At 70.0% G+C, this 24,793-nt stretch carries 10 protein-coding genes; 5 read left to right on the top strand and 5 right to left on the bottom strand.

Annotated features, from left to right (window positions below):
* Positions 1-26 precede the first annotated feature (26 nt).
* Positions 27-2,801, top strand: coding sequence for a sigma-70 family RNA polymerase sigma factor (locus tag Pla133_RS17700; protein WP_419191677.1), 2,775 nt, complete (start codon positions 27-29; stop codon positions 2,799-2,801).
* Positions 2,802-2,929: 128 nt separating this feature from the next.
* A complete protein-coding gene (locus Pla133_RS17695; protein ID WP_145067658.1) occupies positions 2,930-5,713 on the top strand; it encodes a sigma-70 family RNA polymerase sigma factor in 2,784 nt (927 codons plus the stop codon).
* On the opposite strand, the gene Pla133_RS17690 is transcribed toward Pla133_RS17695, so the two are convergent.
* From Pla133_RS17690 to Pla133_RS17670, 5 genes are all read right to left on the bottom strand, one after another.
* Positions 5,707-6,345: a hypothetical protein gene (locus Pla133_RS17690; RefSeq protein WP_145067656.1), complete on the bottom strand. Its 639-nt coding sequence runs from the start codon at positions 6,343-6,345 to the stop codon at positions 5,707-5,709. The genes Pla133_RS17695 and Pla133_RS17690 overlap by 7 nt on opposite strands.
* A 54-nt stretch (positions 6,346-6,399) precedes the next feature.
* Complete coding sequence (locus tag Pla133_RS17685; RefSeq protein WP_145067654.1) at positions 6,400-7,437, bottom strand: FAD binding domain-containing protein; 1,038 nt, start codon at positions 7,435-7,437, stop codon at positions 6,400-6,402.
* Positions 7,437-9,818, bottom strand: a complete 2,382-nt coding sequence (locus Pla133_RS17680) for a xanthine dehydrogenase family protein molybdopterin-binding subunit (protein ID WP_145067652.1) — start codon at positions 9,816-9,818, stop codon at positions 7,437-7,439. Before Pla133_RS17680 ends, Pla133_RS17685 begins: the two co-directional genes overlap by 1 nt.
* A complete protein-coding gene (locus Pla133_RS17675; RefSeq protein ID WP_145067650.1) occupies positions 9,818-10,459 on the bottom strand; it encodes a (2Fe-2S)-binding protein in 642 nt (213 codons plus the stop codon). The genes Pla133_RS17680 and Pla133_RS17675 overlap by 1 nt, the downstream gene beginning before the upstream one ends.
* A 133-nt stretch (positions 10,460-10,592) precedes the next feature.
* Positions 10,593-11,759: a hypothetical protein gene (locus Pla133_RS17670; protein ID WP_145067648.1), complete on the bottom strand. Its 1,167-nt coding sequence runs from the start codon at positions 11,757-11,759 to the stop codon at positions 10,593-10,595.
* A gap of 615 nt (positions 11,760-12,374) precedes the next feature.
* Between Pla133_RS17670 and Pla133_RS17665 the strand changes: the two genes are divergently transcribed.
* From Pla133_RS17665 to Pla133_RS17655, 3 genes are all read left to right on the top strand, one after another.
* On the top strand, positions 12,375-12,677 hold the full coding sequence (locus tag Pla133_RS17665; RefSeq protein WP_145067646.1) for a DUF1294 domain-containing protein: 303 nt from the start codon (positions 12,375-12,377) through the stop codon (positions 12,675-12,677).
* Positions 12,678-12,804: 127 nt separating this feature from the next.
* The gene (locus Pla133_RS17660) at positions 12,805-13,641 is read left to right on the top strand and encodes an efflux RND transporter periplasmic adaptor subunit (protein ID WP_145067644.1); all 837 of its coding nucleotides are present in this window, start codon (positions 12,805-12,807) and stop codon (positions 13,639-13,641) included.
* A 53-nt stretch (positions 13,642-13,694) separates the two neighbouring features.
* Positions 13,695-24,704, top strand: a complete 11,010-nt coding sequence (locus Pla133_RS17655) for a PKD domain-containing protein (RefSeq protein WP_145067642.1) — start codon at positions 13,695-13,697, stop codon at positions 24,702-24,704.
* The last annotated feature ends 89 nt before the right edge of the window (positions 24,705-24,793 follow it).

The raw sequence follows: 24,793 nt of genomic DNA, 5'->3' as shown, positions 1-24,793 counted from the left end.
GGGCGGGCGCCACGCGCCAGTTCACCGTGAACGACCCGTCCACAGAGCTCTTCCTCGCCTGGCGACGCCGCCGCGACCCGCGCCTCTTGGGTGAGGTCTTCGACGCCACCGCGCCCGAGCTGGTCAAGCTGGCCCTGCACCTGGTCGGTGACGTCGCCACCGCCGAGGACCTGGTGCAGCAGACCTTCATGGTCGCGATCGAGTCCCCCGAGGACTTCGCCAGCGAGGGGTTCGTCGCCGCCTGGTTGGCCGGAGTGCTGGCCAACCGCGCGCGCCGTCATCGGCGGGAACAGGCGCGCGAGGTCGACCCCGAGCGGCTCACCGCCGCCCTCGAAGCCCCCGACCCCGCCCAGTTGGCGGCCGACCGGGACCTCTCGGCGGCGCTGCTCGAGGCCCTCGACGGCCTGCCCGAGCCCTACCGCGCGGTAGCCCTGTTGCGCTTCCACCACGGCCTCGAACCGCTCGAGATCGCCCACACCCTCGAACGCAGCCCCGGAACCGTGCGCAGCCAGTTGCACCGGGCCGTGGCGCTCCTGCGTCGGTCGCTACCGGCGGGGGTGCTGCCGGCTTGGGTCACCGGATTCGATCCGGCCCCTTCGTGGGGGTCGTTGAGAGAGCGGATCGTCGCTGCTGCAAGCAAGTCGGAAGTCGCGGTCAACCTGGCCGGAGTCGGAGCATTGATGACAAGCGCGAAGAGTTGGATCGGGGCCGCATTGGTGTTGCTGGCGGTGGCGTTCGTCGGCGAGGGCCTGCGCGGGCTATTCGCCGGCTCGGGCCACGGCGAGGGAGCGGCGATCGAAGCCGGGGAGGCGGGGCTGGTCCTCGTTCACGGCGTCGCCGAGGGGAGTCGCGCGCTCGAGGAGCTCGAATCGATCGCAGTCGTCGAGCGGGTTCCTGTTCGGTCGGAGTCAGTCTCCGCCGCGGCCGCCAGCGCGGTCCTCGACGGCGCGCTCGCCATCCGAGTTCATCGTGCCGGCAGTCCGGTCGCGGGGCGTGAGCTGCTCGTCCGGCCCGGCTCGGCTATCGAGGCCCCCGCGTCGAATGGGCGGACCGACTCACAGGGACGGTTCAGGCTCGACGGGATCGTGCCCGGCGACTACGAGGTCGAGCTGGCCGGTGGCGAGCGGCGGACTGCTCGCATCGAAGCTGGACACACGGCCACGATCGAGTTCGACCTGGTCGGCAGCGCTCGAGTTCGCGGTACCACGGTCGATCCGAGTGGCATGGCCGTTCCGGACGCCGTCGTCTTCGCGCAGGTACGGGGAGGTCGAATCCTGGCCGTTGCACGGTCGAGGGATGACGGGAGCTTCGAGTTCGACGGCGCCGTGGGACGGGTCCGACTCCACGCGACGAAGCCCGGTTGGTCGGCCCGTGGATCGGCGACGCCGAACTTCATGGGGCGAGACGCCGATCACGTGGAGTTGGTGCTCGCCCCTGGATCGGCTGGTGTGGACCTGACCGTGGTCGATCCGGCCGGTCAGCCGGTGATTGGGGCGGCAGTGGACGCGATCGCTCGGGTCACCGAAGTGCGGTCGGTAGATCGCGGGCCCTTCGAATCGTGCGACCAACCACCCGGAGCCAGCGGTCTGACGGACGCAGCGGGGAGGCTACGACTCGACGACCTGTCGCCCGGACCGTACTTCTTGACGGTCCGAGCAGCCGGTTTCGCCGTGCAGCAGATCGATCACGAGGTAGGCGACGAGGCGTCGCGCGAGATCACCCTCGAGCCCGGAGTCGAGGTCGCCGGTCGGGTCACAGGCAGCGACGGTCGACCGGTCAAGGGCGCTGCCGTGTACTTCGGCATTGCAGGAGACATGATGCCGTGGTCGGAGGCGCGCATCGCGGCCCTGACCGACGCGGCCGGGCGCTACGTGCTGCCGCTGGTTCCCCGGCGATCGGCCGTACGGCTGTCCGCCGCTTCGACAACGTTGTTCGGGCGCAGCGTCTCGCAGTCGATCGACACGCGGGAGGGGCGGACTCGAACGGTCGACTTCGAGCTGCCGCAGCTCCATCTCATCGCCGGACGCTTGGTGAGTGCGACGGGCGAGCCCCTGGAGGGTTGGGGGCTGAGGTTTGTGGCCGAACAGTTCAGCGTCGCCGGTCTGGCGCAGGGAGCCAGCGGACCCGACGGCCGTTTCGAGCTCCAGTTGCAGTCCGACCAGCAGGGCACCCTGTCGGTGTTCCGGCCGGGCCAATTGAGCTCGCGAGAAGTCGCTAGTTGGGACGGCATCGTGCCTGGTGGCCCGAGTCAGGACTTCAGCGTGCCCGCCATCGAGGAGGAGAGCGCTCTGATCTCGATGCGAGTCGTAGACCAGGCGGGGCGGCCCCTCGACGACGCCGTCGTCGACCTGTGGATGGAGGGCGAGGACCCCGGGCCCGACGCGCGGCGACGGACTGCGGTGGTGCCGGGCGCGCCGGTCGTGACCCTCGGACCCATGCCGCCGGGTGCCGTCATGCTCGAGGTGACCTCGTCGTCCTGCGGCAGCCTCGTGGTCGGCCCGCTCGTGCTCGAGCCGGGCGAGACGACCGAGGTCGAGGCCCGGTTCGAGCAGCCCGGTTGCCTGCGCTTCGAGTGGGCGACCGGTGCGTCGATCTCGAACTACGCCGCCGTGCAAGCGCAGGGGGCCGAGGTCGGGACCAGGATCTGGCGCGACCGTGCGGGCCGCTGGTGGTGCCCGCCCCTGCAACCCGGACGCTACCTGCTCCGCATCCTGGACTCGGACCGCGCCCGCGAGTTCGAGGGCCTCGTGATCGAGGCCGGCGAGACCCTCGACCTGGGCCGCATCGACCTGGGTTCCTGAGCCCTGAGCGAGGTTGGGGGAGCCGGGCCCCGGCCCAGGCCAGGCCACGAGCCTGACGCTCCACGAGCGGGCGGAACGAATCCCCCAGGAATCTGCAACGCTGGGCGTCCTGAAGTGCAGGGCCCGCGGTGACTGACAGCGTTACGAACGGATTCCTCGCCTGGCGCCGGACCGGCGACCCGCGCCGGCTGGCGGAGGTCTTCGACGCCACGGCGACCGACCTCTTGCAGCTCGCGCTGCATCTGGTCGGGGACGTCGCTACGGCGGAGGACTTGGTCCAGCAGACCTTCCTGGCGGCCATCGAGGCTCCCGAGGAGTTCGACGGCCAGCGCAAGCTAGGCGCCTGGCTGGCGGGGATCCTGGCCAACCGCGCGCGCCGCGTGCATCGCGACCGCGGGCGCGCGCTCGACGTGGAATGGTTGGCCCGGGGGCTCGACCTCGACGACCCGGTCGAGATCCTCGCCCATCGCGAGCTCTCGATCGCCCTGCTGCAGGCTCTGGATGGACTGCCGGAGCCCTATCGCGAGCCCGCCCTGATGCGCTTTCGCCACGGCCTCGAGCCGGGGGAGATCGCGCACACCCTGCGGCGTAGCCCGGGCACCGTGCGCAGCCAGTTGCACCGGGCCGTGGCGCTCTTGCGGCGCTCGGTCCCGGCGGGGGTGTTGCCGGTGTGGTGGGGCGGGGTCGATGTGGACAGCGGCCTGGGACATGTGCGTGAAGTCGTGCTCGCCCGGGCTGCGACGACGAAGACCCTGATCGGCGCCTCCGGCGTCCTGAGTGTGCTGATGACTTGGAAGACCTGGAGTGTGGCGGCGGCGTTGGTGGCCCTGGCGGCGTTCTCGATCTGGTCCCTCGATCCGATCGGAGTCCGGCCGTCGATCCCGGACCAGGCCCAGGCGCAGGGTCGGGCTCTCGTCGCGGACGACGAGGTTGCGGACGCCGCTACAAGCCCACTCGCGATGCTCGAAGGGCAGGCTGCGGTCGATCGGATACCAGTCGAGGGGCCGGCCGAGGTCCCCGCCGCAGAAGTTCCGATGGGACGCTCGATCCGGGTGCGCCTGGTGCGAGGCGATGAGCCCGTTCCGGGGCGCCACGTGATCGTCGATCCGCAGGGTGAGGGGCTGGGTCACGATCCGATTGCGCTCTTCTCCGATCGAGAAGGTCAGGCGTTCGTTTCGGATCTGCCTAGCGGCATCGCCGTGGTGATGTTGGCCAGCGGATTGCGGCGGTCGGTCACCGTGCCCGAGATAGGTGAGGTCGAGGTCGTGATCGACCTCGTCGGGAGTTCTCGAGTCTCTGGGAGGGTTCTCGACACCCGCGGCATGCCAGTCGCAGGCGCCGAAGTCTGTGTCGTCTGCCAAGGCGGGATCGTGCTCCCAATTGCGGAGTCCCGAGCCGACGGCACATTCGCCTACGACGGCGCCGGCAGCACTGGGCGACTTCACGCTAGCAAGCCCGGTTGGCACGCCACGGAGACGGTGAGCCCGATGTTCCACGGCAAGGATGCAGCCGGAATCGATCTGATCCTGGCGCCGGGGGGCGGATCCCTGGTCGTGACCGTGGTGGGTGCCGATGGCGCCGCTGCCGTAGGCGCCGATGTACTCCTGGCCCCTCGCTCCAACTCGGTGCGGGTGTCCAACTACGGCTCGCGAAGCGTCTGGACCGAATCGCCGAACCTGTTCGAGCGCACCGATGAGCGGGGCAACGTCCACTTCGACGACGTCGCGCCGGGCGACTATCAGATCGGGGTGCGCGCCGCGGGTCACGCGATCGAGTCCGTCGACGTGCGCGTGGATGGAGTCGAGGCGCTCCGGATCGTCCTCGAGGCGGCGGTCTCGATTCGCGGTCGCGTGACGGAGGTCGACGGGAACCCGGTCGCGGGCGCGGTTGTCTACGATCGGCGCGAGCCTCGAGCTTGGTCTTGGGATGGCATGGCCGGCGCCGCGGACGTCGCACGTACGGACGACGATGGGAGCTTCGAGTTGCGTCGGATCTCGCCCGGGGGCAAGGCGCGGCTGGCGGCCAAGGTGGGCAGGGGGGCGATGCGCGGCGCCGCCGTCGAACTCGAGGTCGAAGTGGGTCCGACCGGCTTGGATGGAGTCGAGCTGGTCGTGCCCGCGATGACGACCCTCTCGGGCCAGTTGGTCGGAGACGGGGGCTCGGGCCTCGAGGGTTGGGGAGTCTCGTTCAGCGGCGGCGGACCGGGTGTGGTGGGCCATTCGACGGTGCGAACCGGCCCGCAGGGAGAGTTCGAGATCACTGGCACGTTCAACACCCCCGGGGACCTCGAGGTTCAGCCTCCGGGGATCTCCGGGTTGAACCCTGCTCTGCTGGTCGAAGACGTCGAGCCGGGGACGACTGGGTTGCTGCTCCAGGTTCCCGCGGAGCGGATGCCGACCGCGGAGCTGCGCGTCCGGGTCACCGACAGCCTCGGCAACCCTGTGCGCGACGTGCAGCTCTGGGTCAGTCCCAGCGATTCGGAGTTCAGGGTGCAGCGCTTCAACCTCGACGCAGGCTCGGACGGCGTGACCATCGGTCCGCTCGCGGCGACGCGGCTCGAGGTCCAAGCGCGTTCCACGTCGATGGGCTCGATCGTGGTTCCCGATGTCGACCTGCTGCCCTTCGCACGTCGTGACTTGTCCATCGTCTTCGAGCAACCCGGCGCGATCGCCTTCGAGCGGCCGCCTGAGGGCAGTCAACTCGATATGACCGTCGCGACCCTCGAGCGCGACGGCGTGACTCTCCCCGACCGGGCCTGGTGTGACCCCGGGGGGCAATGGAGTCGTCCGCCGCTGCAGCCGGGTGTCTACACCCTGAAGGTGTTCAGCGGCGACCGGCGGGCGACGCGCGAGGGCCTGCGGGTCGAGGCGGGCCAGACCCTCGAACTCGGATTCCTCGAGTTCGATCAGTAGTCCCGGCGCCAGGCGAACCAGCCGTGGCCCCAGTCCTCGAACTCGTAGTCGTTGCCGGCGGGGATCGCGCCGCCCTCGGGGATCCACAACAGGCCGTACTGGCCCCAGAAGTCGCGCGTGCCCAGGACGGTGAAGCGCACGCGCCCCGACCGGAAGTGGGTGATCTCGTCGGCCAGGTAGAGGCCGACGAGGCGCGGGGGGAATTCCTGGAGCTCGGGCTCGACGGCGGTGACCTCGGCCACCAGGTCGTCCAGGGCGGGGCGGGAGAGGGCGAAAGCGGCACGCTCGGGGAAGTCGCCCAGCACGGTGCCGATCACGCCGGTGGCGAGCAGCGCGGCCATGGCCCAGGGCATGAGCGGGGCCACGTCGACCCAACGCCGCCGCGCCAGGGCGGTGCGGATCCCGAGGTAGGTGCCCACCAACCAGATCGGCGCGACCAAGGCTGCCACGAAGGTCGCGAAGCCGGCCAGGGGCATGTAGGAGCCCGGCGGCAGGTCCGCCAACAGGGCGAAGACCGCGCAGAACAGCACCGCCCAGACGACCCACCAGCCCACTCGCCACAGGCGCGGGGCCGGTTCGTCGGCGAAGAGCGCGCGGGCGAAGCGCGAGGGGCGATCGACGGGTTGGATCACGGTGCGGCGGTGTGCACGGGCCTCGACCCGCCGGCGCCCGGCCGGCGTCGACGGTCAGACGTGGTGGACCGGCCCCTCGCCGGCGACGGCGGCGCGGATCGTGCGGCGCACGTAGACCGGCACCATCTCGCGGCGGTAGTCGTGGTCGCCGGGGATGTTCGGCATGGGGTGGCACTGGCCGTAGGCGGCCTCGGCGGCGGCGTCGACGGCTTCATCCCAACCGGGCTTGCCGGGCGTGTTGCCGACCAGGGCCTCGGCGGCCTTCTTGAGCCGGATCGGGCGGGCCTGCAATGCCACGGCGACCAGGTCCGCGTCGGCCACGGCGCCGGCGTCGTCGAGGTCGATCCGCACGGCCACGCCGAGCAGCGGGAAGTCGATCGAGCCGCGGTCGCGCAGCTTGCCGTAGGCGCCGCGGTGCTGCGGCGCGCCGGCCGGGATGCGGACCGCGATCAAGAGCTCGTCGCCGGCGACCTTCTTGTTGAAGGCCCCGTCGGACTTGTAGAGGTCGTCGACGGCGAGGGTCTTGCGGACGACCTGGCCCTCGGAGTTGCGGCGCGCGAAGACCAGCTTGGCGCCCAGGCTCATCAGGGTCGGCGCGGTGTCGTTGCTGGCCGCGGCCACGCACTTGGAGCCGCCCTCGACCACGTGGCACAGGCTGCCGTCCTTCTTCAGGCAGAAGCCCAGGGACTTCCGCCAGAAGTGGGTCTGGTTGTACCACTGGCAGCGCGTGTCGAGCATCACGTTGCCGCCCACGGTGCCCATGCGGCGGAGCTGGGGCCCGGCGACCAGGCCGGCGGCCTGGGCGAAGGCGGGCGCGCGGCGCCGAACCTCGTCGTTCGTCGCGACGGCTTGGAGCGTCGTGGCCGCTCCGATCACGAGGGTGCCGTCGTCTTCGATGGCCACGCCCTGCAGCTCGTCGATGGCGGAGACCGACACCACCAGCTTGGGCTCGAACAGCCCGTGCTTCATGTTCGGCACCAGGTCGGTGCCGCCGGCCATCAGCATGGCGTCCGCGCCGTACTCGGCCAGAAGGGCCAGGGCCTCGTCCACCGTCTGGGGCGCGGCCACCTCGAACTTGGGCAGGCGCAGCATCAGACGCTCTCCTTGGCAGAGCCGACTGCGGTCTCGGCCGCGCGCCGCTCGCGCAGGGCGGCGAGCACCTTGCCGGGGGTGAAGGGCAGGTGCCGAAGGCGGATGCCGACCGCGTCGAAGACCGCGTTGGAGATGGCCGGTATCGACGGGTGCAGGGGACCCTCGCCCGCTTCCTTGGCGCCGTAGGGACCCTCGGGGTCCAGGCTCTCGACGATCAAGGCGTGCAGCTCCGGCGTGTCGACCGAGGTCGGGATGCGGTAGTCGAGCAGCGACGGCCCGGCGTGTAGGCCGAAGCGGTTCACGTCGTGGTGCTCGAGCACGGCCTCCGCCAGGCCCATGTAGGCCGAGCCCTCCATCTGGCCCGCGACCAGCATCGGGTTCAGAGCCCGCCCGCAGTCGTGGGCGATCCAGCAGTTGTCGACGGTGATGCGCCCGGTCTCCACGTCGACCTGCACCTCGACCGCGTGGGCGGTGAAGGAGTAGGCCGGGGAAGCGCCGATGGTGCCGCCGCGGTAGTCGCCGCCCAGGGTGGGGGTGTTGTAGGCGCCGGTGGAGCCCAGGGTGTCGCAGCGCGCCTCGGCGATCTGGAAGGCCTCCATCGAGGAGATGCACTTGGCGCGGTCCTCCAGGTCGAAGACCTGGCCCGAGCCCATGAAGATGCGCCCAGGGTCAATCTCCCACTCGGCGGCGACCGCGCCGGCGATCTGGTGGCGCAGCTTGCGGGCCGCGTCGATGGTGGCGTTTCCGACCATGAACGTCACGCGGCTCGAGTAGGCGCCCAGGTCCACCGGGCACAGGTCCGTGTCGGCGGCGACCACGCGCACCATGTCCGGCTCCAGGCCGAGCTCCTCGCACACGATCGTGCGCACCACCGTGTTCGAGCCCTGGCCGATGTCGTTGCCGCCGGTGAAGGCCATCACCAGCCCCGAGCGATCGACCTTGAGCTGGATGCCCGCCTGGGGCATGTCGTTGGGGTAGATCGGATAGTTGGTGCCCGAGATATACATCGAGCCCGCGACGCCGAGCCCGCGGCCGAAGGGCAGCTTGCCGCGACGCTCCTTCCAGCGGCTGGCGCGCTCAACCTCGGCGAGGCACTGCATGAAGCCGTTGGAGGTGATGCGCTGACCGTTGACGGTCTTGGTGTGCTCGCCCTGCCAGTTGGCGCGGCGCAGCTCGATCGGGTCCATCGCGAGCGCCTCGGCGACCTCGTCGAGCTGGACCTCGAAGGCGAAGCGCGGCTGGACCGACCCGTGGCCGCGCTTCGGCCCGCAGGGCGGCTTGTTGGTGAAGACGCGCGTCGAGTCGTAGTGGTAGGCCGGGAAGTCGTAGGGCCCGGTCAACAGCTGGCCCGAGTAGTAGGTCGTGACCAGGCCGAAGGAGCTGTAGGCGCCGCCGTCGATCAGGATCTTGGCGTCGACCGCGGTGACCTTGCCGTCCTTGGTGGCGCCGGTCTTGTAGTGCAGCCGCATGGGGTGGCGGCCGCGGTGGGCGTAGAAGACCTCCTCGCGGGTCCACAGCATCTTCACCGGCCGGCCCGTGATCATGGCCAGCTTGGCCACGCAGAACTCGAGGCTGAAGGGGTCCGACTTGCCGCCGAAGGCGCCGCCCAGGCAGGGCTGGATCACGCGGATCGAGTGGGCCGGCAGCTCGAGCACCCGCGCCAGGGCGCGGTGCACGTAGTGGGTGATCTGGGTCGCCGACCAGAGGGTCAGGAGCTTGTCGGGCGAGTAGGTGGCGACCGCGCAGTGGGGCTCGATCGCCGTGTGGGTGGTGCCGTGGAAGGTGTAGTCGTCCTCGACGATGACGTCCGCCCGCTCGAAGCCGTCGGCCACGTCGCCGAAGTCGAGCTCGACGCGCTTGGAGAGGTTGCCGCGCTCGGGTCGCTTCGGGTTGGGATGGATCGCGTCGGTGCAGTTCTCGAGCGCCTCGACGGGATCCAGGTAGACGGCGAGCAGCTCGTACTCGACGTCGATCAGCTCCAGCGCCGCATTGGCGGTGTCTTCGTCGACGGCGGCGACCGCGGCCACCTCGTCACCGATGAAGCGCACCCGGTCGACGGCCAGGGCGTTCTCGTCCGGCGTCCAGGGGATCACGCCGTAGGGGATCGGCATCGAGCGCCCGGTGATCACCGCGTGCACCCCGGGCAGGGCCTCGGCGCGGCTGGTGTCGATGCGGACGATGCGCGCGTGGGCGTGGGGGCTGCGCAGCGTCTTCGCGTGCAGCATGCCCGGGAGTTGAATGTCGTCGGCATAAACCGCCTGGCCGGTGGCCTTGGCGATGCCGTCCACCTTGCGCAGGGGCTTGCCGATCACGCCGAACCGGCGCTTGCCGTCGGCGTCAGCGAAGGGCGGGTGGATCCCGTGTTGGTCGCGGGAGGCCATCAGTGCGCCTTCCCGTTGGTTCGTGAGTCGCCGCCGGAGGGCGCGACGCCTGTGCCCTCGGTCAGACCCGCGGCGCCGACCGCCGGGCGCGCGTTGCCCTCGGGCGTCTTGGCCCAAGGATTCTCTCCCGGCGCCCAGGAGGGGCTGGCTGGCTCCGCCCCGGTGGCCTCGGCCAGGGCCAGCTCGACCGCTTGGTAGATCTGGGTGTAGCCGGTACAGCGACAGAGATTTCCGGACAGGGCGGCCTTGATCTCGTCCCGGGTGGGGGCGGGGTTCTCACTCAAGAGGGCGCGGGCCGAGAGGATCATCCCCGGCTGGCAGAATCCGCACTGGAGCGCCCCACAGCGATCGAAGGCCTCCTGGACCGGATCGGGACCTTCGCCGCCCGCCCTCAGGTGGGCCGGCAGCAAGCCTTCGATGGTCGTGATCTCGTGGCCCTCGGCCAGTGCGGCCACGGTCAGGCACGAGAGTTGGGGTTCGCCGTCGATCAGGACGGTGCAGGCGCCGCAGTCGCCCTTGTCGCAGCCCTGCTTGGAGCCCGTGAGGCCCATTCGATAGCGCAGGACCTCGAGCAGGGTCCAGTGGGCGGGGGCGGCGACCTCGGTCGCGTCGCCATTGACGGTCAGGTTGAGGACGCGCATGGGGGATCGGTTCCCGACGTCCTGGCCGGCCGTCGGAGGCCGACCATGATCCTGAACCGGGGCGTCCCCGTCTAGAGTGCCCCCGAGGGGGAGTGCCTCCTTGGGCGCGTGGGAGACCCCAGGGGCGTCAGTTCTAGCTCGGCGGGCGGTACGACTTTCCTTTGGCGAAGTATTCGGAGGCCTCGCTCAGGTAATCGTCCCCCAGGTGCTTGGCGAAGATCGCGTCCTGGTCCTTGATCGGGACCTCCCAGCCGGGGATCCGGGTCCAGCTGCCGTCCTCCTTGAAGAAGCGGCCGTTGGCGTCGCGGTTCAGGCGCAGGTCCTCGAGGATCGCCGAGAACTTGTCGGCGTGGTGCTCGGCCACGAAGCGCGCGAAGCCGAAGGCCTTGCGTGCGCGCTCGCGGTCGAAGGTGCCGCGGTGCCACTCGGCGACCTCGGCCAGGGCCATGGGGTCGTCCTTGCGCTCCTTGAACTCCTGCTTGAGCAGCGTCGGCCAGGTGCTGTGCTCGGACTCGTAGACGAACTCCGCCCGATAGGGATAGCAGTAGAGCGTCTCCTTCGACTCCCACTCCACGTGCCAGGCGATGCCCTGTTGCAGCCAGAAGGGCAACTGCCCGAACCGCCGGAGCACGAGCATGTTCGCCACGCGGTTGATCAACTCGTGGTCGGGGTCCCACTCCTCCTGACCGTTGGCGGATTCGAGCCAGGCGGAGCAGAGGGGACGTTCGAGCGAGAAACCCGCCCGTGCCGCCGCGGAGGCACCCCACTCCGCGAGGTAGTCGAAGTCGCGGGTCAACTTCTCGACGGCGGCGACCTGCGCCGGCTCGCTGCGAAGCTGCAGGATGACCGCGGTGTCCGTCTCGAGCGGCCCGCCGTCGTCCTCCCACTTCCAGGTCCAAGTGCCGTCCTCGTCGTAGATCGGAACCGGCGTCTCGCCGCGCTTCGTCGTCTGCGAGTCTTCCTCTTCGCGCGCAGGGGCCGGCAGCAGCGCGTCGACGATGGCGGCGGTCTCCTCGATCAGCTTGAACGAGTCCTTCGGCTTGCGCCGCTCGTGCTGGACGACCAGGACGCGCTGGTCGTCGGTCAACGACATCCGATAGTCGTTGTCGCCCGCCCATTGGGCCCAGCCGAGGATGGCCTTGATCGAAGCATCCGAGAGCGCCTCGGGCAGCTCGTCGACCGCGTACTTCTTGCCCTCCCACTCGACGGGAACCGGCTTCGCGTGGGAAGCCTGCAGCGCAGCCGCTGCGGCCGGGTTCGACAAACCGGCGAAACTCCCGATCAGGAGCCCGACTGACAAGATCCGGCCAAGATTCAACAACATGGGCGACGATGCGGGCGAACCCGTGGAACCGGACACTATCGGGGAATCAAGCACGTTCAACAGGGCTGTGGTAGTCGGAACGGCAGACGGCGAATCGGCGAGCCGGGCGGAGATCGATCGGCTGGGTTGCATGTCAGCTGAGCGGTGTTCTGCTCCGCCATGAGTGGGCGGGGCGCGGGCGGGCTACGGCGTGATAGCGGATGAGAGGAGTGCTAGCGACCCTGAACCGTCGTGTTACGCAAGGGTTGCTGCCCGCGGACTGGTTGTACGGGGCTTGGTACGACCAGTGAGCGGAGAGATTCCAGGCCCCGTGGGGTAGGAACGGCAATGGGGCCAGATGCGTTGCCAACTTCGCCCGCAAAATGTCGCGGGAGCGGCCAACTCCCATCGGTCGATCGCATCCACGCCCAGGACGCCCCGCGGGCGCCCCTGCGGCAGCCTCCTGCTCGCTGACCGCATCTCCCGAACCCAATCGTTCCCAGCCCGTCGCGGAGCCCCGCCCGGGATGATTGGGCCCCGAGGCCCCGCCTCCGAACGAGTTGCGCGCACCGCCCACGGATCCTGATCTCCGAAGCCGGCTAGGATCCCGCCATGCCCCAGCCCTGGCTCTCCCTGGCCGTGATCCTGCTCGCGACGAACCTCTTCGCCTTTGCGCTCCTGGGTTGGGACAAGCGACGGGCGATCCGCGGCGGGCGGCGAATCCCCGAGGCGCGCTTGATCGGCCTGGTCTACCTCGGAGCCCTCCCCGGCCTGCTCCTGGGAATGCGGACCTTCCGGCACAAGACCGTCAAGCGCAGCTTCCAGTGGCGCTTGGCCCTGGCGACGGTGATCTGGCTGGGTGCCCTGTACGGCATCGCCGCCCTCTCCATGGGCGCCGACCCGCGGGGCTGGTAGGGCCCCAGGGCCCCCGCGGGGTGCTCCCGATTCGATCGATCGCCTCAAGGTGCTCGCGCGCCGCCGCCGATCCGGCCGTCGGGCTGCGGTAAGCCAACTCCCTGGTGGCCGCGCCTCGTCTCTCCCCATGGCCAATCGACTTCTCCCCGCCCTGTTGGTGGCCGGAGTAGCGGCGCTCGCGTCGTTCCCGACCACCGCCTCCCGAATCGAGGACCCCGGCTATCCCTGCGTCCTGCTGCCTTCGGCCCAGGTGCGCCTGTCGCCGGCCGCGGACGGGGTCCTGGCCGAGATCCTGGTAGAGCGGGGCGACAGCGTCCGCGCCGGTGACCTGGTGGCCAGGCTCGAGAGCGGCGTCGAGGCCGCCGAGCTGGCCCTCGCCAGGACGCGCGCCGACCAGGACCGCGGGGTAGAGCTGGCCCGCGTCCGCGTCGACGAGCTCGAGCGCAAGGTGGCTCGCCTCGCACCCCTGGCCGAGCAGCGCATCGCGAGCGCCGAGGTCTTCGACGGGGCCCAGGTCGAGCTCGCCACCGCCCGCCTTCAACTCGAACAGGCCGCCGTCGAGGCCGACATCGCCGGCCTCGAGGCCCAGCGCGCCCAGGCCCGCCTGGCCCAGCGCGAGCTGCGCTCCCCGGTCGACGGGATCGTGACCGAGCTGCACCTCGAGGTGGGCGAGTTCTCGTCCCGCTCCGGCGAGGTCGCCTTGGTCGAGCTCGCGGCGATCGACCCGCTGATCGCGGACGTGCGCGTGCCGCTGACGCTGTTCGACGACGTGCGCGTGGGGGACGTGGTCACCGCCCGCGTCGACCTGGATGGCGGGCTCGAGGTCGAGGCGCGGGTCACCGCGGTCGACCGCGTGGCCGACGCCGCCAGCGGGACGATCCGAGTGCGAATCGAGTTGCCCAACGCCGACGACGCCTTGCCCGCTGGTGCTCCCGCGCGAGTGCTCTTCAGCAGTCTGGACTGAGACGTCTCCGACCGCCTCTTCGCAGTCCGCCGCCACGATCAACGAGCCCCGCCATGACCGACGACAACCTGGAAGAGAACGAGCTGCCGCAGACCGAGGCCGAGGAAGAGGAGCAGCCCAAGGCCCTGCGGCCGAATCGGCCTGCACTGTTCGCCGAGGGCCTCGAACCGCGCATCCTCCTGTCGGCCACCTGGGTCGATGCCGACTCCGCCGATCCCCTCGGGGGAGCGACCGACGGCGACGACATCTACACCGGCACCGAGGCGGATGACATCGCCTACGCCCTGGACGGCGACGACTCGCTGTTCGGCGACCACGGCGACGATCTGCTGGACGGCGGCGGCGGCGCGGACCTGCTCGACGGCGACGAGGGCGACGACACGCTCCTGGGCGGCGCCGGTGACGACCAACTAGTCGGCGGCCATGGGGGCGACGTCCTCAGCGGCGGCTCGGGCGACGACCTGCTCGAGGGCGGCGAGGGCGACGACACTTTCGTCGAGACCGTGGCCCAGGAGGGCGCGGGTCCGATCGACCTCGAGGACCTGACGCGGGTCTCGCACTGGTCCCTGGGCGACGCCGATGACAGCGCCGTCGTAGACGACGCGGGCGGCCCCGCGGGCACCTACCATGGCCCGGTCGTCGGCGTCGAGGGCCCGGAGCCCGGAACCACCGCCGCGGACTTCGACGGCACGGACGACTACGTCGAGATCCCGCACGACGCCGGTCTCGAACTCGATGACGGTGCGGTGCACCTGACCTTCAACGCCGACGACACCTCGGGCACCCAGGGGCTGCTCTCGAAGGACTCCACGGACTTCGACAACGGCGGTCACCTGACCATGTACCTGGAGGGCTCGACCCTCAAGGTTCGTCTGCAGAGTGCCAGCGACTCCTACTTCGTCGAGGCCACCGGAATCACCGCCGGAGAATGGCACGACGTGTCGTTCAGCTTCGGCTCCGAGGGCATGCAGCTCTTCGTCGACGGGGTCCTGCGGGACTCGGACGCCTACACGGGCGGTCTGGGCTCGAACTCCGGGGGCACGGGGAACACCGAGCCTGTCGTCATCGGCGCCAACCAATGGAGCTCCAGCGACGGCGCGGCCGACAACCTGCAACACTTCTTCTCGGGCAAGATTGCCGACGTCGCGATCACCGCTGGCCAGGTGGACGCGGACACCGTCACCAACCTCCACGCGGCCACGCGCGCCGACGAGTCGGACAACGACACCATCGACGGCGGCGCAGGCGTCGACACGGTCGACTACTCGGCGGTGGACGGGGCCGTGGACGTGGACCTGGCCGCCGGAACCGCCTCCGGCGCGGGCATGGACACCCTGATCGACATCGAGAACGTCGTCGGAACCGCCCACGACGATTCCCTGGTCGGCGACGCGGGCGATAACGTCCTCGAGGGTGGCAGCGGTAACGACGTGCTCGACGGCGGCGATGGGGACGACACCCTCTTGGCCGCCGGCGAGGTCGAGGCGCCGACAGAGCTCGAGGACTTCACCCGCGTCGGGCATTGGAGCCTGGGCGATTCCACCGACGCCGCCGCGGTCGACGAGATGGGCATCGCCGCGGGCACGTACACGGGTGGCGTGACCCTCGGTGAGAGTGGCCCCGAGCCCGGGCAGACCGCGGCCGGCTTCGACGGCAGCGACGACTACGTCGAGATTCCCCACGACAGCGCCTTCGAGCTCGACTCGGGAACGCTGCAGATCAGCTTCAACGCTGACGACACGACGGGCGCGCAGACGCTCTTCTCCAAGGACTCGAGCGGCTACGACAACGGCGGCCATCTGACGGCCTGGCTCGATGGCTCGACCCTTACCGTCAGGTTGCAGAGCGATACTGCCAACCATTACGTCTACGCGGAGGGGATCACCGCCGGCGAGTGGCATGACATGGCCTTCACCTTCGGCGCCGGCGGGATGGAGCTCTTCGTCGATGGAGTGTTGCAAGACACGGATGCCTACACCGGGGGACTCGGCAGCACCTCGGGCGGATCGGGCAACACGGAGCCGATCACCATCGGCGCCAGCCAACGGGTCTCGGGCGATGGCGTGGCCAACAGCCTGCAGGACTTCTTCGGCGGGCGCATCGCCGACGTGGCGCTGATCGACGGCCAGCTCGACGACGGGCAGGTCGAGGCGCTCCACGGCCAGCGGGCGAGCAGTGACGACGATACGATCAGCGGCGGCGCCGGCGTCGACACGGTGGACTACTCCGCCGCCGCCGGTGGGGTCGTCGTGGACCTCGTCGCCGGGACCGCGACCGGTGCCGGCAACGACATGTTGAGCGGGATCGAGAACGTCACCGGCAGTTCGTTCGACGACACGCTCAGCGGCGACTCCGGGGCCAACGTGCTGACCGGTGGTGCCGGAGACGATGTGCTCGACGGCGGGGCCGGCGACGATCTGCTGCAGGGCGGCGCCGGAGCGGACACCCTCACCGGTGGGGCGGGCACGGACACGGTCTCCTACGTCGACGCATCCTCCGGCGTCACCGTCGACTTGACGATCGAGACTGCCCAGGACACGGGTGGGGGCGGGATCGACACCCTGTCCGGGATCGAGGGCTTCGTGGGCGGCAGGTACGACGACACGATCGCGCTCACGAGCCCGACGGACGGCGCGACCTACACCATCGACGGCGGAGGGGGCAGCAACACCATCGACCTGTCGGGCGTCTCGCTGTCGGACGTCGAGTTCAGCGAGGGCCAGCTCCAGATCACGACCGACGGCGTGAGCTACACGGTGGTCTACTCCAACGTGGCCGTCGTCGAGCTGGCGGACATGGCCGTCGCCTTGGACGGCACGGCTCCCACGGTCGAGGCGGGAGCCGACCAGTCTGTCGACGAAGGCGACCTGGTGACGCTCGGAGGAATCGGGGTCGACCCCCAGGGCGACGCGCTCACCTACGAGTGGGTCCAGGTCTCTGGACCGAGCGTGGTCCTGACTGGCGCCGACGGGGCCTCGCCGAGCTTCACGGCCCCGAACGGCTTGACGAACACCGATCTGGTCTTCGAGCTGCGGGTCTCCGACGGCGAGACCACCTCGGTCGACACGGTCACCGTTCACGTGGCCGCCGACGACGACGCGCCGAGTGCGAACGCCGGCGCCGACCAGTTCGTGGACGAGAACGACACCGTCACCCTGACCGGCTCCGGCGTCGACCCCGAGGGCCAGGGCCTGACCTACGAGTGGGTCCAGACCGGGGGCCCGTCGGTGACTCTTACAGGAGCGAACGCGACCCGGCCGACGTTCGCCGCCCCCGAGGGCTTGGAGGACTCGGAGTTGACCTTCGAGCTGCGGGTCTCCGATGGGGTCAGTACCTCGGTCGACACGGTCACGGTCCATGTCGCCGCCGACGACGATGGTCCGATCGCGCTGGGAGGGGACGTCGGTGAGTCCTTCGCCTGGAGCTTCGACGGCGTCGACGGCGCCGCGGGCACGGACGCCGTGGTCGCCGAGAGCGCGACCTTCGTGGGCGGTGTGTCCACCGTCGACGTGCCGGAGGGACTCCCCTTCGACGCCGCCATCGCCCTGGACGGGGTGGACGACTACGTGGACCTCGGACCCGACGTGGGCGAGGTGCTCGGTGGGACGGCGACCCTGACGACCTGGATCCGCACCTCGGACAGCGCCGCTACGGGCAATGTCTGGGGTTGGCCGTCGATCGTCGGCTCGGAGGACAGTGGCGCCGTCGACGACATGCGCTGGGGATCGATCGACGCCAACGGCTTCCTGCACGTTTCCACCGGCAATTCCAGTGGCGTCGCAAGCAACGTCGCCATCAACGACGGGGAGTGGCACCACGTCGCCCTCTCACGCGACGCAGCCACCGGTGAGATCGAGATCTTCATCGACGGCGTGCTCGTGGGGCAAGGGACAGGCGCAACCGGGGAGTTCGCCATCCCCGAGGCACACCTGGGCCAGACCAACGACTACAACGGCACGGACCACGTCCACCTGGAGGCCGAGTTCGCGGACGTTCGAGTCTTCAGTCGGGTGCTGTCCGTCGACGAGGTCACCCAGACCATGCAGGGTCCGCAGACGGACGCGGGAACGGTGGTCGAGGAGGGCGGCGAGTACACGCTCGAGACCACGAAGACCTGGACCGACCCCGAGGGCGGCGAGCTGACCTACGAGTGGGTGCAGGTCAGCGGCCCCGCGGTCCAACTCGACGACGCCGCGAGCCAGACGCCGACCTTCACGGCCCCCGAGGGTCTGGCCAACACGGAGGTCGGCTTCGAGCTGCGCGTCTCGGACGGCGTGAACACGTCGACGGAATCGGTCACGATCACGATCGAAGCCGACGACGACGCGCCCTCCGCCGATGCCGGTGTGGACCTGGCGGTGGACGAGGGCGACGCCGTGACCCTGACCGGAACGGGGATCGACCCCGAGGGCCAGGGGCTGACCTACGAGTGGGTGCAGACCGGCGGCCCGACGGTGGCCTTGACCGGAGCGGACGGCGCGAGCCCGAACTTCGAGGCCCCGGAGGGCCTGGCCAACACCGACCTGACCTTCGAGCTGCGGGTGTCCGACGGCGTCAACACGTCGATCGACAGCGTGACCGTCCACGTGGCCGCCGACGACGACGCGCCGAGCGCCAACGCCGGCGCTGACCAGTTCGTCGACGAGGGCACGAGCGTGACCCTCGACGGCTCCGGTATCGATCCCGAGGCCCAGGACCTCACCTACACCTGGGTCCAAACCTCCGGAACGCCCGTGGAGTTGAGCGACGCCAACGCCGCCCGGCCCACCTTCGAGGCACCGAACCTCGTGGCGGGGGAGGTGCTCACCTTCGAGCTGACCGTCTCTGACGGCGTCAACGAGACCACGGACACGGTCTCAATCGACCTCTCCGCCGACAACGACGGCCCCTTGGTCGGGGACGACAGCATCTGGTTCGACGAGGCCCGCGAGTACGAGTCGTTCCAGGAGCTGCACTCGGACTTCGCGGACTTCCTCGGTAACCAGGAGAGCACGATCTCCTTCACCGGGCTGTCCGAGGGCACCATCGCCGGCGAGCAGTGGTCCGCAGACGGGGTGCACTTCGAGAACGCTGTGGGCGACAAGTACGCCGCCTACTCGGGCGTCCGCCCCGAGGGCGGCAACATCGTCGAGCACCTCACGGGCTACGACGGCTCGATCCGTCCCCACGGTGACAGCGCCTACGTGAAGTTCGCCAACGACGATCCGGCGTCGCCCTTCACGATCACCTTCGACGAGCCGGTGGCCAGCATCGGGGCGATCGTCGGCATGGGCGTGCAGGGCACTGATCACACCCTGACGATCACGCTGTTCGACGCCGACGGCAACCAGATCGGCCAGCGAACGCTCGACACCGAGCTCTGGGAGAGCTCTTCCTCGACCCAGAACTACGAGTCGGCCTTCGCCGTCCAGCTCGACGAGGCGATCATCGCCCGGGTCGAGATCCTGAACTCCTCCAACGTCGAGTTCGCCAACGCGCTCGTCATCGACGAGATCGCCTACTCCCACACGCCGATCGTCTCCGCGGACTTCGTGACCCTCGAGGACGTGCCGCTGACCACGCCGAACGTGCTGGCCAACGATATCGACCCCGAAGGCAGCGCCCTGTCGGTCGGCTCCTTCACCCAGCCCGAGCACGGTTCGGTGGTCTACAACGGCGACGGGACCTTCACCTACACGCCGGACGTGGACTACGGCGGCCCCGACTCGTTCACCTACGAGGCCGTGGACGCCGACGGCGGCGTGACCACGGGGACCGTCGAAGTCTTCGTGCGCTCCGCCAACGACGCCGCGGCGGTCGACGCAGGCGTCGATCAGGCGGTCTCGGAGGGCGACATCGTGACCCTCAGTGGATCGGGCAGCGACGTGGATGGTGACGCGCTGACCTACGAGTGGGTCCAGACCGGCGGGCCGACCGTGACTCTCACCGGCGGAGACGGAGCCAACCCCACCTTCGAGGCTCCCGAGGGCCTCTCCAACACCGACTTGACCTTCGAATTGCGGGTCTCCGATGGGCAGGTGACGTCGGTCGACACCGTGACGGTCCATGTGGCTGCCGACGACGACGCGCCGAGCGCTAGTGCTGGGGCCGATCAGTTCGTCGACGAGAACACGCCGGTGACCCTGACGGGTTCTGGAGTCGATCCCGAGGGCCAGGGCCTGACCTACGAGTGGGTTCAGACCGGCGGCCCGACCGTCGCGCTGACCGGCGCCGATGGCGCGACCCCGACCTTCGACGCCCCCGAAGGCCTCGCGAACACCGACCTGACCTTCGAGTTGCGGGTTTCGGACGGCGTGAACACTTCGGTCGATACGGTGACCGTCCACGTCGCTGCCGACGACGACGCGCCCACCGCGAGCGCTGGTGCGGATCAGTTCGTGGACGAGAACGCGACCGTGACCCTGACCGGCTCCGGCGTCGACCCCGAGGGCCAGGGCCTGACCTACGAGTGGGTGCAAACCGGCGGTCCGACCGTCGCACTGGCCGGAGCCGACGGCGCGAGCCCGACCTTCGACGCTCCTGAAGGCCTCGCCAACACCGACCTGACCTTCGAGCTGCGGGTCTCGGACGGCGTGAACACGTCGGTGGACACCGTCATCGTCCACGTCGCTGCGGACGACGATGCTCCGAGCGCCATTGCTGGAGCCGACCAGTTCGTCGACGAGAACGCCCTGGTGACCCTGACCGGCTCCGGCGTCGACCCCGAGGGCCAGGGCCTGACCTACGAGTGGGTGCAAACCGGCGGTCCGACCGTCGCACTGACCGGAGCCGACGGCGCGAGCCCGACCTTCGACGCGCCCGAGGGCCTTGCCAACACCGACCTGACCTTCGAGCTGCGCGTCTCCGACGGCGTGAACCTCTCGGTCGACACGGTCACGATCCACGTGGCCGCCGACGATGACGCGCCGAGCGCGAGCGCCGGTTCCGATCAGTTCGTCGACGAGAACGCCGCGGTGACTCTGACCGGCTCCGGCGTCGACCCCGAGGGCCAGGGCCTGACCTACGAGTGGGTTCAGACCGGCGGCCCGACCGTCGCGCTGACCGGCGCCGATGGCGCGACCCCGACCTTCGACGCCCCCGAAGGCCTCGCGAACACCGACCTGACCTTCGAGTTGCGGGTTTCGGACGGCGTGAACACTTCGGTCGATACGGTGACCGTCCACGTCGCTGCCGACGACGACGCGCCCACCGCGAGCGCTGGTGCGGATCAGTTCGTGGACGAGAACGCGACCGTGACCCTGACCGGCTCCGGCGTCGACCCCGAGGGCCAGGGCCTGACCTACGAGTGGGTGCAAACCGGCGGTCCGACCGTCGCACTGGCCGGAGCCGACGGCGCGAGCCCGACCTTCGACGCTCCTGAAGGCCTCGCCAACACCGACCTGACCTTCGAGCTGCGGGTCTCGGACGGCGTGAACACGTCGGTGGACACCGTCATCGTCCACGTCGCTGCGGACGACGATGCTCCGAGCGCCATTGCTGGAGCCGACCAGTTCGTCGACGAGAACGCCCTGGTGACCCTGACCGGCTCCGGCGTCGACCCCGAGGGCCAGGGCCTGACCTACGAGTGGGTGCAAACCGGCGGTCCGACCGTCGCACTGACCGGAGCCGACGGCGCGAGCCCGACCTTCGACGCGCCCGAGGGCCTTGCCAACACCGACCTGACCTTCGAGCTGCGCGTCTCCGACGGCGTGAACCTCTCGGTCGACACGGTCACGATCCACGTGGCCGCCGACGATGACGCGCCGAGCGCGAGCGCCGGTTCCGATCAGTTCGTCGACGAGAACGCCGCGGTGACTCTGACCGGGTCCGGCGTCGACCCCGAGGGCCAGGGCCTGACCTACGACTGGGTGCAAACTGGCGGTCCGACCGTCGCACTGACCGGAGCCGACGGCGCGAGCCCGACCTTCGACGCGCCCGAAGGCCTTGCCAACACCGACCTGACCTTCGAGCTGCGCGTCTCCGACGGCGTGAACCTCTCGGTCGACACGGTCACGATCCACGTGGCCGCCGACGATGACGCGCCGAGCGCGAGCGCCGGTTCCGATCAGTTCGTCGACGAGAACGCCGCGGTGACTCTGACCGGCTCCGGCGTCGACCCCGAGGGCCAGGGCCTGACCTACGAGTGGGTGCAAACCGGCGGTCCGACCGTCGCACTGACCGGAGCCGACGGCGCGAGCCCGACCTTCGACGCGCCCGAAGGCCTTGCCAACACCGACCTGACCTTCGAGTTGCGGGTCTCCGACGGCGTGAACCTCTCGGTCGACACGGTCACGATCCACGTGGCCGCCGACGATGACGCGCCGAGCGCGAGCGCCGGTTCCGATCAGTTCGTCGACGAGAACGCCGCGGTGACCCTGACCGGCTCCGGCGTCGACCCCGAGGGCCAGGGCCTGACCTACGAGTGGGTGCAAACCGGCGGTCCGACCGTCGCACTGGCCGGAGCCGACGGCGCGAGCCCGACCTTCGACGCTCCTGAAGGCCTCGCCAACACCGACCTGACCTTCGAACTGCGCGTCTCCGACGGGGTCAACACCTCGGTGGATACGGTCACGGTGCACGTGGCAGCCGACGATGACGCGCCGAGCGCGGACGCCGGCTCCGACCAGTTCGTCGACGAGAACGATGCGGTCACGCTCAGCGGTTCCGGTGTGGACCCCGAAGGCCAGGGCCTGACGTACCAATGGGTGCAAACCGGCGGTCCGACCGTCGCACTGACCGGAGCCGACGGCGCGAGCCCGACCTTCGACGCGCCCGAGGGCCTCGTCAACACCGACCTGACCTTCGAGTTGCGGGTCTCCGACGGCGTGAACCTCTCGGTCGACACGGTCACGATCCACGTCGCCGCCGACGATGACGCGCCCACCGCGAGCGCCGGTTCCGATCAGTTCGTCGACGAGACCTCCCCGGTGACCCTGACCGGCTCCGGCGTCGACCCCGAGGGCCAGGGCCTGACCTACGAGTGGGTGCAAACCGGCGGTCCGACCGTCGCACTGACCGGAGCCGACGGCGCGAGCCCGACCTTCGACGCGCCCGAGGGCCTCGTCAACACCGACCTGACCTTCGAGTTGCGGGTCTCCGACGACGTGAACCTCTCGGTCGACACGGTCACGATCCACGTCGCCGCCGACGATGACGCGCCGAGTGCGAGCGCGGGTTCCGATCAGTTCGTCGACGAGAACGCCCCGGTGACCCTGACCGGTTCCGGCGTCGACCCCGAGGGCCAGGGCCTGACCTACGAGTGGGTGCAAACTGGCGGTCCGACCGTCGCACTGACCGGAGCCGACGGCGCGAGCCCGACCTTCGACGCGCCCGAAGGCCTTGCCAACACCGACCTGACCTTCGAGCTGCGCGTCTCCGACGGCGTCAACCTCTCGGTCGACACGGTCACGATCCACGTGGCCGCCGACGATGACGCGCCGAGCGCGAGCGCCGGTTCCGATCAGTTCGTCGACGAGAACTCCCCGGTGACCCTGACCGGCTCCGGCGTCGACCCCGAGGGCCAGGGCCTGACCTACGAGTGGGTGCAAACCGGCGGTCCGACCGTCGCACTGACCGGAGCCGACGGCGCGAGCCCGACCTTCGACGCGCCCGAAGGCCTTGCCAACACCGACCTGACCTTCGAGCTGCGCGTCTCGGACGGCGTGAACACGTCGGTCGACACTCTGACGATCCACGTCGCCGCCGACGACGACGCGCCGACGGCCGGCGCCGGGGTCGACCAGTGGGTGGACGAGCACGACCGCGTTCAGCTCTCGGGGTTCGGCGTCGACCCGGAGGGCCAGGGCCTGACCTACGAGTGGGTGCAGACCGGCGGTCCCGCCGTGGGCTTGGTCGGCGCCGATGGACCCGAGCCGTCCTTCGACGCGCCCGAGGGCCTCGTCAACACCGACCTGACCTTCGAGTTGCGGGTCTCCGACGGGGCGAATACCTCGGTCGACACGGTCACGATCCACGTGGCCGCCGACGACGATGCGCCCAGCGCGGATGCGGGGGCAGACCTGGTCGTGGGCGAGAACGAGCCAGTGGTGCTCTCAGGCAGTGGCGTCGATCCGGAAGGACAGGGGCTCAGCTACAGGTGGGTCCAGGTCTCGGGTCCCGAGGTCGAACTCGACGACGCCGATTCGGCCGACCTTCGCTTCGACGCCCCAGAACTCGCGGGCGACAGCGACCTCGTCTTCCAGCTCGCCGTCTCGGATGGGACCAACACCTCGATCGACACGGTCACGGTCCATGTGCAGGCCGAAGACGACGTGCCGGTGATTCGCATCGACGAGGGCGACCTCTACGTCAAGGCCGGCGACTCGATCCAGTTCGAGACCGGTGCCTTCGACCTGGAAGGGCAGGAGCTGACCTACACCTGGCGTCAGGTCGAGGGACCGCCCGTCTCGCTGATCCACGGTGACACGCCGCAGCCGGTCGTCGGAGTGCCGGCGGACTTCGGCAATGTCACCCTGCGCTTCGAGCTGGAGGTCTCGGACGGGACCAACGTCGTGACCCAGATGGTGGAGCTGCACGTCCAGGACGACGTGCTCGGTTCTTCTGGCCTCGAGGACGGGGGCGGGGCTGACGTCGGTGGACCCGAGGCCGCGGGTCCCGAGCCGGAGTCTGACGAGGCTCCGCAGGCCTCTGGAACCGGACTGGCGGCCGGCGCTGGCGCATCGCTCGAGGAGGTTGCCCATTCGCCCACTGGTGTAGGCGCTCCAATGGAGCTGCCCAGCCTCGAGGTGGAGCCCGATCTCCCCATGGAGCGTCACGACGTGACCGAGCTGGGAGCGAGCGATGAAGACCTGGACGACACGGCGCCGGCCCTGGCGGCCGAGGCCCTCGCCGCGGGTTTCGAGAGCCTGTTCGAGCCGGTCGACGATCGTGGGGAAGTCGGCGCGGAGTCCGTGCGACTCACGCCCGTAGCCCTACCCGACGGCGGCTCGGACGCTGGGGGTGATGGCGGAGCGGAACCCGAGGTCGAGGGCCCGCGCGGCCTGCTCGGGCTCTGGGCCATGATGCGCGGCTTGGCCGGAGTCCGGGACGACCGGGAGGGTGAAGAGGGGCGCAGCGGGCGGTAGTCGCACGCTTCATGGGTCGCCGGGCCAGGCGCTGATCCGCGGCGGGAACCGGTGCGATTCCATGCAGCGGGCGTCGGGCGAGGAGCCGT

Source organism: Engelhardtia mirabilis, assembly GCF_007748095.1.
GTDB lineage: Bacteria > Planctomycetota > UBA1135 > UBA1135.
This window is presented reverse-complemented; position numbering and strand designations above follow the sequence as displayed.

Excerpts from the sequence above, each read along its gene's own strand:
- Pla133_RS17675 (WP_145067650.1), bottom strand. The coding sequence starts at position 10,459 with ATGCGCGTCCTCAACCTGACCGTCAATGGCGACGCGACCGAGGTCGCC.
- Pla133_RS17685 (WP_145067654.1), bottom strand. The coding sequence starts at position 7,437 with ATGCTGCGCCTGCCCAAGTTCGAGGTGGCCGCGCCCCAGACGGTGGAC.
- Pla133_RS17680 (WP_145067652.1), bottom strand. The coding sequence starts at position 9,818 with ATGGCCTCCCGCGACCAACACGGGATCCACCCGCCCTTCGCTGACGCC.
- Pla133_RS17660 (WP_145067644.1), top strand. The coding sequence starts at position 12,805 with ATGGCCAATCGACTTCTCCCCGCCCTGTTGGTGGCCGGAGTAGCGGCG.
- Pla133_RS17655 (WP_145067642.1), top strand. The coding sequence starts at position 13,695 with ATGACCGACGACAACCTGGAAGAGAACGAGCTGCCGCAGACCGAGGCC.
- Pla133_RS17665 (WP_145067646.1), top strand. The coding sequence starts at position 12,375 with ATGCCCCAGCCCTGGCTCTCCCTGGCCGTGATCCTGCTCGCGACGAAC.